Genomic DNA, 13213 nt, shown 5'->3' on the forward strand with positions numbered 1-13213 from the left:
GGCTTCAATGCCATCCATCGTGCGCCAGACATGGGCGGGCGTCCTTGCGATGGATCAAGGGGTGATGATCGGACTGTTCAATGTCCTGACCACGCGCCGCACGCCCGAATCGGCCGGTTCCGCCGGATCGGCCTCGAAGCCCATGGCGCGCGCCAGGTTCAGCATCCGCGTGTTCTCGCGCAGGATGATGCCCACGAGACGGCCGATTCCGCGGCTCCTGGCGTGCTCGATCAATTGCGCGAACAGCAGCTTGCCGAGCCCGGCGCCCTTGAGATCGGAGCGCACGATAATGGCGAACTCGGCCTCCACCCGGTCGGGATCGCTCACGGTACGGGCCACGCCCAGCGTCTCGGGTGCGCCCTGCGCGTCGGAGCCTTCGGCAATGAAGGCCATCTCACGGTCGTAGTCGATCTGGGTGAGGCGGGCGAGCTCGCTGCGCGGCAGCTCACGCCTTGTCTGGAAGATTCGCATGCGGATGTCTTCCGGGTCGAGTTGCTCCAGAAAGCGCCGGTGCTGCGCCTCGTCCTCGGGGCGGATCGGCCGCAGCGTGATCTCGCGGCCGTTCCAGGTCAGGGTGCGGACCCATTGCGAAGGATACGGAAGGATCGCAAAGCGCTCCGCCCCGGCGACCGGCCGCGCGGCGACGCGAATGCGGGCATCGAGAGCGATGGCGCCCGATTCGTCGACATACAGCGGATTGATGTCGAGTTCCGCCAACTGCGGCAGGTCCGCGAGCATCTGCGACACGGCGATCAGCACGTCGTAGAGCGCGTCCAGCTGAGCCGGCGGATGGTCGCGGTAGCCGGCCAGCAGGCGCGACACGCGCGTGCGCGAGACCAACTCGCGCGCCAGGCTGCGGTTGAGAGGGGGCAGGGCGACGGCGCTGTCGGCGGTGACCTCCACCGCGGTGCCGCCCTGGCCACAGAGGATCACAGGGCCGAACACGCTGTCGATGCTGGCCCCGACAATGACTTCCTGGGCATGAGGCCGACGCACCATCGGCTGCACAGTGAACCCGTCGATGCGCGCATCGGGCCGGGCGATCCGCACGGCCTGCAGCATCTCGCTGACCGCATGGTCCAGCGATGCCTGGTCGCGCAGGTCGAGCCGGACGCCACCGACGTCGGATTTGTGCGTGATGTCGCGCGAGACGATCTTGAGCGCCACCGGGTAGCCGACTTCTCGCGCCGCTAAAAAAATGGCCTCGGCCGAGGCGGGAACCGCGAGCGTGGGCACCACCGGCACGCCATAGGCCTTAAGCACGGCCTTGGCCTCCTGCTCACCAAGCCATTCGCGACCTTCGGCGAGCACGGCGTCCAGCTGGCGGTGTGCCGAGGCGACATCGGGCACCGGGTTCTCGCTGGCGCTCGGTGCCTCGATCAGGGTGTCCTGGTTGCATCTGTAGGTTTGCAGCATCGCGAAGGCGCGAACGGCTTCCTCCGGCGTCGGGTAGTCGGGTATGCCGGCCTGTTCGAACAGTTGACGCGCCTGGGCGACGGCGGCGTCGCCGAGCCAGGCGCTCATGACGCGCGGCCCGGTTGTACGCAGCAAGGGCAGACAGGCGCGCGCGATGTCGTCGCTGCGAACGATCGCGGTCGGCGCGTGGACGAACAGCACCGCGCCGGCCGCCTCGTCGGCCAGCAGGGCCGACAGCGTGTCGGTGTAGCGCTCGATCGGTGCATCGCCGATGATGTCGATCGGGTTGGCGTGCGACCAGTTGGCTGGCAGCACCGCATTCAAGCGTTCCAGCAGCGCCTCGTTCGGCTCGGCGAGCGTGATGCCGGCCCGCGCGGCCGCGTCGGCTGCCATCACGCCGGCGCCGCCGCCGTTGGTCATGATGGTCAGCGATTCACTGCGGTTGCCGCGAAAACGCGCCAGGGTCTCCGCCGCGATGAACAGGTCCTGCAGCGTGTCGACACGCAACATGCCGGCTCGGCGGATGGCGGCGTCGTAGACGGCGTCCGAACCTGCCAGCGCACCGGTGTGCGAGGCGGCGGCGCGCACGCCGTTACCGGCGCGCCCGGCCTTCACGACGATCACCGGCTTGTTGCGCGCCGCCGCCCGCGCGGCGGACATGAACTTGCGCGGCGACTCCACCGATTCGACGTAGAGCAGGATGGATCGCGTGCGCGCGTCGCTCGCCAGATGGTCGAGCAGATCGCCGAAATCGACGTCGCAGTGGTCGCCGAGGGACACGAGGTGCGACAGGCCGATGCCGCGGCTCTTGGCCCAGTCAAGTACCGCGGTGACCAGCGCGCCGGACTGCGACACGAAGGCCAGCTCCCCCGGCAGCGCGTCGGTATGGGCGAAGCTGGCATTCAGCCCGATGTGCGGGCTCAGGAGGCCTATGCAATTGGGACCCAGCAGGCGCATCAGATAGGGCTTTGCCGCATCGAGCGCTGCCTGCTTCTGCGCTGCACTCAGACCGGCGGTCACGATGATGGCCGCGCGGGTGCCCAGCGCGCCGAGTTCGGCGATCAGTTGCGCCACCGTGTGCGCCGGCGTACACAGGAGGGCGAGATCCGGTGCGCCGGGCAGATGGGCAGCCTTCGCGAACACGGGCGCGCCATCCAGCACAGCGTGCTTGGGATTGACGGCATAGATCGGACCCGCGAAATGGCCGGCGCGCAGATTGCGCCAGACGGTGGCGCCGACACTGCCTTGGCGGTTCGAAGCGCCGACCACGGCGACCGAGTTCGGAGACAGCAAGCGGTCGAGATGGCGAATGGTCAAGGGGGCCTCCGGCGAAAAGCCGATCATGCGCAGCCGAGCATGCTCCTACCTTGACGAACATCAAGCCGAAGCGTGCGTCTGCTGCCAAGCTCCGACTCAACAAGGAGAAACAATGCGCATCGAATTCCTCGGTGGCACGGGCACCGTCACCGGATCGAAATACCTGCTGGAACACGAGGGCCGCCGGCTCTTGGTGGACTGCGGCCTGTTTCAGGGCCTGAAGCAACTGCGTCTGCGCAACTGGGAGGCCTTGCCGGTCAAGGCCTCCGAGATCGACGCGGTGCTGCTCACGCATGCGCACATGGACCATAGCGGCTTCGTGCCGCGGCTTGTCAAGCTCGGCTTCAAGGGCCCTGTCTACTGCACCGGGGCAACGCGCGACCTCTGCGAACTGCTTCTGCCCGATTCGGGCCGGCTGCAGGAGGAGGAAGCCGACTTCGCGAACCGGCATGGGCATTCCAAGCACAAGCCGGCGTTACCACTCTATACCGAGGAGGATGCCCGCGCTGCGTTGAAGCGCTTCGAGGCGATCTCCTTCGACAAGGAACACTCGCCATGGCCAGGCTGGTCGTGGCGTCTGAAGCGCGCGGGACACATTCTCGGCGCGGCCAGCGTGCACCTCACCTGGACCGGCGGCAGCATCCTGTTTTCCGGCGACCTTGGCCGCAGCGACGACCTGGTGATGCGCCCACCCGAATCTCCCGAGCCGGCGGACTATGTCGTCGTGGAGTCCACCTATGGCGATCGCCGGCATCGCGATGTCGACACGCTCATGGCGCTGGCCGACGTGGTCAACCGCACCGCGGCGCGCGGCGGCGTTGTCGTCATCCCTTCCTTCGCCGTCGGGCGCGCGCAGACCATCCTGCACTGCATCCACCTGCTCAAGAAGGCGCACCGCATTCCCGACATGCCGGTGTATCTGAACAGCCCCATGGCGGCCGATGCCACGCGCATCTTTCGGCATCACCTCGACGAGCACCGACTGAGCGCCGAGCAGTGCGCAGCCATGAGCAAGGAGGCCACCATCGTCAACACGGTGGAGGAGTCGAAGCGGCTTAACACATTGACGTTTCCATCGATCATCGTGTCCGCCAGCGGCATGGCGACCGGCGGCCGTGTGCTACATCACCTGAAGGCCTATGCGCCGGATGCACGCAACACGATCCTGTTCGCCGGCTTCCAGGCTGCCGCAACGCGCGGTGCCGCCTTGGTGGGTGGTGCGGAATCGGTCAAGATCCACGGCGTCTATGTGCCGGTGCGTGCCGAAGTGGCGAATCTGGACACCTTGTCGGCCCATGCGGACCGCGAACAGCTGCTGGCCTGGCTCGGCGCGCTGCGTGCGCCGAAGCGGGTTTTCGTGACCCACGGCGAGCCGGTGGCCGCCGATGCGCTGCGGCTGGCCATCGAGGAGCGTCACGGCTGGCCGGTCACAGTGCCGGAGTACCTCGAATCCCGCAAGCTCTGAAGAACGATCCACGCATGTCCTTCGAACACCTGCGAGCACGCCGGGCCGGCATCGACACCTATCAGCAACCCGTGGTGTACATGCGCGGCGACTGCCCTGTCTGCCGGGCGGAAGGCTTCGAAGCGCAGGCGCAGGTCGAGGTGATCGCCAACGGACGCCATCTGCTCGCAATCCTGAACCACGTGAGCAGCGACTGGCTTGGCAGCGACGAGATTGCGCTATCTGAGGTCGCCTGGACCTTGCTGGGAGCGGCAGCAGGCGATGAAGTGGAGGTGCGCCATCCGCCGGTGCTCGCCTCGCTTGCGCACCTTCGCGCCAAGGTACACGGCAGCAGGCTTGGCTATTCCGCCTTGCGCGAGCTCATGGAGGACGTGAGCCGTGGCCGGCTTTCCGACATTCACCTCGCGTGCCTGGTGACGGTCTGCGCTGGCGGCGGGCTCGATCTCGACGAGACGGTCGCGTTGACGCGGGCCATGGTCGACGTCGGCGAACGCATCGACTGGGGAACCTCGCCAGTGATGGACAAGCACTGCATCGGCGGCCTCCCAGGCAACCGCACGACGCTGCTGGTGGTGCCGATCGTCGCTGCGTGCGGCGTGCTGATGCCCAAGACCTCCTCGCGCGCCATCACCTCCGCGGCCGGAACTGCCGATGCGATGGAGACACTGGCGCCCGTCGAGCTGGACCTGGTGGCGCTGCGCCGCGTCGTCGCAAGGGAAGGGGGGTGCATCGCATGGGGCGGCGCCACCCGCATCAGTCCCGCCGACGACATGCTGATTCGCGTGGAGCGACCGCTGAGTCTGGAGAGCGAAGGCTTGCTGGTGGCCTCCATCCTCTCCAAGAAGGCGGCGACGGGCTCGCAGCGCGTGCTGATCGATCTGCCGGTCGGCCCGTTAACCAAGGTACGCAGCACAGCCGCAGCGGAACTTCTGTCGCACAGCCTGGTAACGGTAGGCGCCGCATTGGGGCTGCAGGTGCGCACGGTGTTCACTGACGGCACGCAGCCTGTGGGTCGCGGCATCGGGCCCGCGCTGGAGGCCATGGACGTGATGGCTGTGCTGGAACGCAGCGCCGATGCGCCGGAGGACCTGCGCGAGCGTGCATTGCTGCTTGCTGGCTTGCTGCTGGAAATGGCCGGAAAAACTGCCCTCGGTAGCGGGCAGGCGCTGGCGCGCGAGGTGCTGGAGGATGGACGCGCGCTGGCCAAGTTCCTCGCGATCTGCGAAGCGCAGGGCGGCTTGCGCGTGCCGCCCAGGGCGGCGCACACCGAGGATGTGATTGCGCATGCGTGCGGCACAGTGTCTGCGATCGACACACGGCTCATCTCGCGCGCGGCCAAATTGGCTGGCGCTCCGCGCGATCCGGCGGCCGGGGCAAGAATGCATGTTCGTGCACGCGACCACGTCGAGCTGGGACAGCCGCTCTTCACGTTGCATGCCGGCAGCCCTGGGGCGCTCCAGTACGCTTTGCGCTTTCTGCGTTCGCAGCTGCCTGTCGTTCAGATCGAAGCGCTGCCATGAGCGCGAGCAGCGGCGGCGCGGACAGGCTGCCGTCGACCAATCACCTCCTGCCACCGTTCGGACCCAGCTGCAGGGCGTTGCCACGGCCGCGCTGAGCCGAGCTCGCATTCGGTGTGCAGCCTAGGTGTTTGGGCGCCTTTCCCGAAGGGGCAGGGCACTGTGGAGGTGTGCGCTCATTGCGATAGCGGCAAAGCCGGCCATGCGTTGCGCAGTGGGGCGGTTCAGCGTGTCGCCGCCGTGACGCCCGGGCGATCGGTCAACCGTGCGCGACGGTATCAAGCAGTACCGTCTGCATCACGAAGCGGTGATTCTCGCAACGCCAAGCTTCGTCCAGCGGGCCGTTCGTCGAAAGCAGCGACCAGTGCCCGGCGTTCGTCGCATCGACCACACAAGTCGCATCGTTCGAAGCCGCCTGGCATTGGCCTCCCATCTCCACCTCGAAACCTATCTCACGGGCGGCGGACAGGAAAGCGCTGCCCCGCATGGTCAGCGGATCGCCGAGGAAGAGGATCGACGCGCGGGTCGTTGTCGGTGGCCGATGCTCGCACAGCGCCATGAGATCCGCCAGCGCCCGGGCTGGGTGGTCGTCCATCCCCAGCCCCTGGTAGACGGGCACCCCGGCTTCCCTTTCCAACTGACGGGCGGCTGCCGAAGGCATCGTTCCGCAGTCAATCGCGTCGTACATGCGGCCCAGCATCCGTGCCAGCGTGCGAATGTCGCCGTTGGAATGCGCTGATTCTGCAGGCTCGGCGAACCTCACCTCGGCGACGTGCGCCCCAAGCTCCAACGCCGCGCCATGGAGCGCCGACCTTTCTCCCTCGGACGACGTGCCGATCAGCAGGGCGATGTTCTTGCCGCGCAGGGGCTTGCCGACCGTACCCGCTTTCGCCGCGGTCCTCAGTCGCCGGGCGGCGGCGAAGACCGCGAGGATATGGCCGGCGCGCAGTGGCTCGCGAGGCGACAAGCAGTGCGAAGGGATTGAGAGGCGAGATTGCACACAGCGAAGGTATAGCCTGTCGCCATCTCGACCTTGATCGCCGTCAACGATCAGGCGTTCTGTGGGCGTCGCTACCAACGAGACACAAAGCATTCACCCACTGTTACCGAGACAGCCGTCACGTTGGCGTCGCTGTTGCACTGGCTTTCTAAGCTTCAACCATCGATTCGCAAGGAGCAAGAAAGTGAAAACGACGAGCGTTCCCAGGTGCACCCGGTCCACCGTCCAACGCATTGCGGACATGCTGCAACTGCTGCAGGACAGCCTGCCGATCCAGCGGCGCATCGTGCGCACGGGGGACACGATCTATCAGGCGGGCCAGCAGTTCGGGTGCCTTTACATCGTGAATTCAGGCTTCTTCAAGATGGTCAACCTGTCGAGCGAAGGGCGCGAGCAGGTGGTCGGTCTTCATTTCAAGGGCGACTGGCTGGGCCTCGACGGGATCGCCATGTCACGGTATGGCTGCGACGCGGTCGCGATGGACACCGGCGAGGTCTGGGCCATCCGCTATGACGCCTTGCTCCAGGCGGCGGTCCGCACCCCTGCGCTGCTGACTGCGCTGCATGAGGCCATGAGCCGCGAGCTCACGCGCGATCACGATTCGATGCTGTCCTTGTGCACGCTGCCCGCCGACGCCCGCGTGGCCGGTTTCCTGCGCTACTGGGCCGACGCGCTCTCGCAGCGCGGCCTGCGTACCGACCAATTCACGCTGCGCATGACGCGCGCCGAGATCGGCAATTACCTCGGCATGACGCTGGAGAGCGTGAGCCGTGCGCTCTCCCGACTGGCGCGTGGCGACGTGATCCGTTTCACCGAGAAGGGTCGGCGCGACATCCACATCCCGCAGGTGGAGGCGCTCACGAGCTTCATGCAGGGCCTCGCCACACCGATGAGCGCCGCCGCCCTTCACTGAGCTGCGTTGAGGACCCTCACGATGGCATGCTCGAGCTCGGTGCGCGTGTAGGGTTTGCGCAGCAGCTCCCAGCCCTGGGGCTCATCGAGCAGTTTGCTGGAATAGCCCGACATCAGCAGCACCGGCAGGCCGGGAAACTGCGTGCGCACCGCATCGGCCAGCTCGGTGCCGCGCATGCCGGTGCCGAGCAGGATGTCGGTGAGCAGCAGCCCGATGCCGGGTTCCGATGCGAGCAAGCGCAATGCTTCTTCGGCGTTCGCGCAGGCGACGACCTCGCAGGCCATCGAAGCAAGGAACTTCTCCACCACGCTCAGGACCTCGGGATCGTCCTCGACCAGCAGGACACGCAGGTTCGCGGGCACGCTGCCCGACGCCGTAGCGTCGAAATCCTCGTCGGCAGAGCCATCCTCGTCCACGCGCGGGAGATAGAGCGTCACCGTGGTGCCGGCGCCGGGCGCGCTGCTGAGACCGACGGCGCCGCGTGATTGCTTGGCGAAGCCGTAGACGGTCGAAAGGCCAAGGCCGGTACCGCGGCCGCTTTCCTTCGTGGTGAAGAAGGGTTCGAAGGCGCGCTCCTTGACGGCCTCGGGCATGCCCGAGCCCGTGTCCGAGATGGAGATTGCCACGTAGCCGGCCTCGTTGGCCGGCCCGCGCTCGGCATCGAGACTGGCCGGCAGCGAGGGAGCGGCGCGGCAGACAAAGGCCAGTGTGCCGCCCTGCGGCATGGCGTCGCGCGCGTTGATGGCGACGTTCAACAGCGCGGATTCGAGCTGCCCCGGGTCCGCCAGGCACAGTGCCTCTTCGGCATCGAGCGTGATGACGATGCGCTGATCGAGCGTGCGGCGCAGCATGTCGGTCAGGGAGTGCAGCAGCGCAGCGGCGTCGACGACCGTGGGTTGAAGCACCTGGCGCCGCGAAAACGCGAGCAGCTTGCCCGTCAGCTCGGCGCCTCGGCGTGTGGCACGCGCGGCGGCGCCGACGAGTTGCTGGATGAACGGATCGCCGGCGCACGCAGGAGCGTCCTCGAGCACCTGCAGGTTGCCCGAGATGATGGTCAGCAGGTTGTTGAAGTCGTGCGCGACGCCGCCGGTCAGCTGACCGACGGTCTCCAGCCGCTGGGCATGGTTGAGCGCCTCCTCGCTCTGCGCGCGCTGCAGGACGGTCCCCAGCAGGCTCGATAGCGAATCGAGAAATCGAAGCTCGTCGTCGCCGAAGCGGCTGCGCGTGCTCGAGTGCACGGCCAGGACACCAATGGTCCGGCCGCGATCCAGAAGCGGCACGGCAAGCTCGCTTGGCAGGCCGCGTTCCATGGCACGCGACGCCAGCTCGAAGCGGGTGTCCAGCGCATGGTCCGCCACCAGAACCGCCTTGCCGACGGCGATGACGCTGCCGGCAGGCGAGGTGGGCGAATTGGGAACTCGATCCCCGACGGCGAGATCCTGCAATGCGCCGCTGATGGCCGCGACGCGGAACTCGAGGCCGTTCGGCTCCAGCAGGAGGATCTCGGCCGTCTCGACCTGGAGTGCTTCGGCCGCGATCGCGGGCACGAGTTCCAGCATTTCTTGCGGCTCCCGCGCATCGACCGCAAAGCGGCCGAACTGGGCGAGATGCTCGGCATACCGGGCTCTTTGCAAGGCCTGCTTGACGCGCGGATAAGCGCTCACGCCGCGAATCGCAGCCACGACATACGGCAGGCCGTGGTCCTGCAACGGACTCAGCGCGATCTCGACCATCACCGTGCTGCCGTCGCGCCGTTTGGCGACCAGGTCCATCTGCATGCCCATCGGGCGCGTGCGCGGGTGGTCGGCATAGGCGTTGCGATAGGCCGCATGGCGCGGCCGGATCGCGTCGGGCACCAGTTCGTCGACCGAAAGTCCGACGAGTTCGTCTGCCGAATAGCCCAGCAGATCGAGCGCCGCCGGATTGGCGAGTCCGATCACGCCCTGAAGATCGACCAGCAGAAGCGCGTCGGGATAGGCAGCGAAGAGCGAGCGGAATACCGCCCCGTCGTCGAATCCGGGAACGAGGGATTTCTGCTTCATCAACCCGCCTCGACCTTGGGGACCAGAATGTAGCCGGCGCCACGCACCGACTTGATGATCTGTGGATTGTTCGGGTCGGCTTCCAGCTTTTTGCGCAGCCGCCCGATCTGGACGTCGATGGTGCGGTCGAAGGGGCCGCCGTCGCGGCCGCGGGTGTGTTCGAGAAGGAAGTCCCGCGACAGCACGCGGCCCGGGTGCGTCGCCAGCGTGTTCAGCAGGTCGAATTCGCCCGTGGTCAGGGGCACCTCAATTCGGTCGGGATCCAGCAGGCGCCGTGCCGCGGTGTCGAGCTCCCACTGCGCGAAGCGCAGCAGCGTCGTCGCGGCTTCGGCGTTCGCTTTTCCCTGGCCTTGTTCACCAGGTGTAAGGCGGCGCAGCACCGCTTTGATGCGCGCCAGCAATTCGCGCAGATCGAAAGGCTTGGTGACGTAGTCGTCGGCCCCGACCTCGAGGCCGACCACCTTGTCGACCGCATCGCCGCGGCCGGTGACGATCACCAGCCCGCAGCGCCAGTGCTCTCGCAACTGGCGCGCGATGGCGAAGCCGTCCTCGCCGGGCAGGCCCAGGTCGAGCAGCACGAGCATGGGCGCGTCGCGTGCCATCAGGTCCATGAGCGCTGTACCGGAATGCAGCTGGCTGACGCGAAAGCCGTGGCCTGCAAGGTAGTTGGCGAGCAGCATGGTGATGTCTGCTTCGTCGTCGAGAACTGCGAGATGGATGGAGGTGGTCACCCGGGTGATGTTAGTCGGGTGGCCACGGACCATCAACTGGGGCTGGGCCGGGCGGACTCGTTTGCATAATGATCCATCGCACGCCCTCGATCGCACGACGCCAGGCCACCCATGCGCATTCTCATCGTCGAAGACGACATCCTGCTCGGCGACGCCCTGGCGTCCGGACTGCGTCAACTGGGCCAGGTGGTCGATTGGTTCGGCAGCGGCGCCCAGGCTGACGCGGCGCTGGCCGATGCGCCCTTCGATGCGGTGGTGTTGGATCTCGGCCTGCCCGGCGGCGACGGCATGCATTGGCTGGGCCGCTGGCGCGGCCGCGGCCTGAAGCTTCCGGTGCTCATCCTGACCGCGCGCGACGCCGTCGACCAGCGCATCGCCGGACTGGACGGGGGGCGGACGACTACCTGGTCAAGCCGATCACCATCGACGAACTTGCCGCGCGCTTGCGTGCGCTGGTGCGCCGCGCCTCCGGTCATGCCCAATCGGTGTGGCAGCACGGCGCGCTGGAATACGATCCGGCGGCCAAGCTGGTGCGTTGGAAGGGAGTGCCGGTCGATCTTACCGGTCGCGAGCTGACCCTGCTGGAGGCGCTGCTGACGGATTCTCAGCGCGTCCTGTCCAAGGCCTATCTGCAGCAAAAGCTCTACGACTGGAGCGGCGGGGAACCCGAAAGCAACACGCTGGAGGTCCACATTCATCGCCTGCGGCGCAAGATCGATCCCGGCATCGTGCGCACGGTGCGCGGAGTCGGTTACGCGCTTGGCTCCGGGGAGGCCGCCCCATGAGCCTTCAGCGCCGCTTGCTGACGTACCTGGTGGTGTGTGCCCCACTGGTATGGGCCGTCGCGTTGTTCGTGTCCATCGACCGCGCGCGACACGAAGTCAACGAACTTTTCGATACCGAGTTGATCCGTTTGGCCCGGCAGGTCCACGCAAGGCTGCCAGGGACGGCCGCTGTGCTGCCGCCTGCGCCGGCGCCGGGGAGCGTGGGATCGGGTGAAGCCGACGTGCGCGACCTTGCGATCGCGGTGTGGGACGCCGACGGGCGCCTGATGCTGGCCGACGGGGAGGGTGCTCAGTTTCCGCGGGTCGACGGCGCCGGTTTCGTGGACGAGCGCATCAATGGGAATCTCTGGCGTGTCTACTACCTCCGGTCGCTCGCCGGGGAAGGGATGGTCGCAGCGGGGCAAAAAGCCTATGAGCGTGACGAACTCGTTTTCAGCCTGACGGCGAGCCAGGTGGTGCCCTGGCTGCTGGTGCTGCCGCTGCTGCTGGTGATCATGGCCTGGGCCGTCCGACGGGCGCTGGCGCCAGTGCACCAGCTCACGGCGGAACTGCGGGGTCGCCGCGCGGACGATCTCCAACCCGTGCCCAAGGGCCAGGCGCCGGCCGAACTCAAGCCATTGGTGGACGCGATGAACGGCCTGTTCGCGCGCATCGAGGCGATGCTGGCGCGCGAGCGCCGCTTCACGGCCGATGCTGCGCACGAGCTTCGCACGCCCCTGGCCGTGCTGCGCGTTCAATGGGACGTGGTGCGCCGTGCGGCGAGCGGGCCCGAGCGCGCGCAGGCCGAAGCCAAGTTCACCGCAGGGATGGAACGCATGAGCCGCCTCGTCAGCCAGATGCTGGCCCTGTCGCGCCTGGAGGCGACCCACGCGGCATCGCTGACGACGGAAGTGCAATGGCCGACCATCGTCGAGCACGCGGTGAACGATTGCCTGGTCCTGGCCGAACGCCGCCGGATCGATCTGGCCTGCGAATGGCCCCCGCGGGGCCGACATCCGATGCCGTTGCTGGGTGACGAACACCTGCTGACCGTGCTGCTGCGCAATCTGCTGGACAACGCCGTGCGCTACGCGCCGCGAGGTACGGCCGTGACGCTGCGCGTCGCAGAGGAGCAACTCGAGATGGAGAACGAGGGGGAATCTTTGTCACCCGAACAACTGCTTCGACTGGGGGAGCGTTTCTACCGGCCCGCCGGACAGCAGGAAGGCGGCAGCGGCCTGGGTGTTTCGATCGCGCGGCGCATCGCCGAGCTGCACGGACTGGAAGTGATGTTCGGTGCGGGCGCGAACGGCAAGGGCGTGCGCGTCGTGCTGCGCTTCGACGCGGCGCACCGTTGAGTGTCTACTTGTTCTTCGCTTTTTCGAGCAATGCGCGCGCCTCTTCGCGCCGCCCCGCATCGGCCACCTGGCGCCCGGGGCGGGCAGGTGCCTCTATCGCGCGCTCGAGATATGTCACGGCCTGGTCGGGTTGCTTGATTTCGAGCAGGTACTCGCCATAGAAATAGTTGGGGTCGATGCCCTTGGGATTGAGGGCCAGGGCCTTCTGCAGCAACTCCTTGGCCTTGGCCTTGTCGCCGAAGCCCATCGGCCAGCCGGGTACCTTGTAGTAGAGGACGCCGAGGCTGTTGTAGGCCGAGCCGTCCAGCACGTCGCCATCGATGCGGATGGCCTCTTCGTACAGCGCCTTGGCCTGCTTGACCAGGCCGAGCGCGCCAAGACCGCCGCGCTCGCCGGCCCAGGAGCTGACGATGATGCCCTCCCAGACCAGCGGCTCGCTGCGGCCCGGATTGGCTTCGCTCACCTTGCGCGCCTGGGCGGCCAGCGCCTCGAAGCGCTTCTCGCGCTCGGTGGGCGGCGTCTGGTAGCGAATGACTTCCCACTCGCGCTGCAACGTGGCGACGGATTCTTCGACGCCGGCGGCGCCGGCTGCCAGCGGCAGCAGCTGGGCGAAGACGGCAGCAGCCAGCATGGCGGTCATGCCGCGGCGGGACAGCGCCGCGGCGGCGGTCTTGGGCGTACGGGTCATTC

At 67.3% G+C, this 13213-nt stretch carries 9 protein-coding genes and 1 pseudogene; 5 read left to right on the forward strand and 5 right to left on the reverse strand.

The genetic code is table 11. The annotated features are described in order from the left end of the window. Positions 1-54: 54 nt before the first annotated feature. A complete protein-coding gene (locus tag ACSQ9A_RS36950) occupies positions 55-2733 on the reverse strand; it encodes a bifunctional acetate--CoA ligase family protein/GNAT family N-acetyltransferase (protein ID WP_436307662.1) in 2679 nt (892 codons plus the stop codon). Between the two features lie 112 nt (positions 2734-2845). Between ACSQ9A_RS36950 and ACSQ9A_RS36955 the strand changes: the two genes are divergently transcribed. Both ACSQ9A_RS36955 and ACSQ9A_RS36960 read left to right on the forward strand, forming a co-directional pair. Further along, a complete protein-coding gene (locus ACSQ9A_RS36955) occupies positions 2846-4198 on the forward strand; it encodes an MBL fold metallo-hydrolase RNA specificity domain-containing protein (RefSeq protein ID WP_436307663.1) in 1353 nt (450 codons plus the stop codon). 14 nt (positions 4199-4212) lie between these two features. Further along, positions 4213-5718: a thymidine phosphorylase family protein gene (locus tag ACSQ9A_RS36960; protein ID WP_436307664.1), complete on the forward strand. Its 1506-nt coding sequence runs from the start codon at positions 4213-4215 to the stop codon at positions 5716-5718. Between the two features lie 256 nt (positions 5719-5974). Here the strand turns inward: ACSQ9A_RS36960 and ACSQ9A_RS36965 are convergent, their stop codons facing one another. Beyond that, positions 5975-6682: a hypothetical protein gene (locus tag ACSQ9A_RS36965; protein WP_436307665.1), complete on the reverse strand. Its 708-nt coding sequence runs from the start codon at positions 6680-6682 to the stop codon at positions 5975-5977. A gap of 217 nt (positions 6683-6899) precedes the next feature. Here ACSQ9A_RS36965 and ACSQ9A_RS36970 point away from each other — a divergent pair, with 217 nt between their 5' ends. Further along, entirely contained in the window at positions 6900-7628 is a 729-nt protein-coding gene (locus ACSQ9A_RS36970; protein ID WP_436294369.1) for a Crp/Fnr family transcriptional regulator, read from the forward strand. Here the strand turns inward: ACSQ9A_RS36970 and ACSQ9A_RS36975 are convergent. Beyond that, positions 7622-9670, reverse strand: a complete 2049-nt coding sequence (locus ACSQ9A_RS36975; RefSeq protein WP_436307666.1) for a PAS domain S-box protein — start codon at positions 9668-9670, stop codon at positions 7622-7624. The two genes, ACSQ9A_RS36970 and ACSQ9A_RS36975, sit on opposite strands and share 7 nt — an antisense overlap. Then, complete coding sequence (locus tag ACSQ9A_RS36980) at positions 9670-10434, reverse strand: winged helix-turn-helix domain-containing protein (protein WP_436294371.1); 765 nt, start codon at positions 10432-10434, stop codon at positions 9670-9672. Before ACSQ9A_RS36980 ends, ACSQ9A_RS36975 begins: the two co-directional genes overlap by 1 nt. A 78-nt stretch (positions 10435-10512) precedes the next feature. Here ACSQ9A_RS36980 and ACSQ9A_RS36985 point away from each other — a divergent pair. After that, positions 10513-11186, forward strand: a pseudogene (locus ACSQ9A_RS36985) (response regulator). Beyond that, entirely contained in the window at positions 11183-12523 is a 1341-nt protein-coding gene (locus tag ACSQ9A_RS36990; RefSeq protein ID WP_436307667.1) for an ATP-binding protein, read from the forward strand. Before ACSQ9A_RS36985 ends, ACSQ9A_RS36990 begins: the two are co-directional and overlap by 4 nt. A 4-nt stretch (positions 12524-12527) precedes the next feature. Here ACSQ9A_RS36990 and ACSQ9A_RS36995 read toward each other — a convergent pair whose 3' ends face one another. Continuing rightward, entirely contained in the window at positions 12528-13211 is a 684-nt protein-coding gene (locus ACSQ9A_RS36995; RefSeq protein ID WP_436294374.1) for a tetratricopeptide repeat protein, read from the reverse strand. Positions 13212-13213: the final 2 nt, after the last annotated feature.

The sequence above is a fragment of the Variovorax sp. LjRoot290 genome (genome assembly GCF_964253985.1).
Classification (GTDB): Bacteria; Pseudomonadota; Gammaproteobacteria; order Burkholderiales; family Burkholderiaceae_C; genus Variovorax.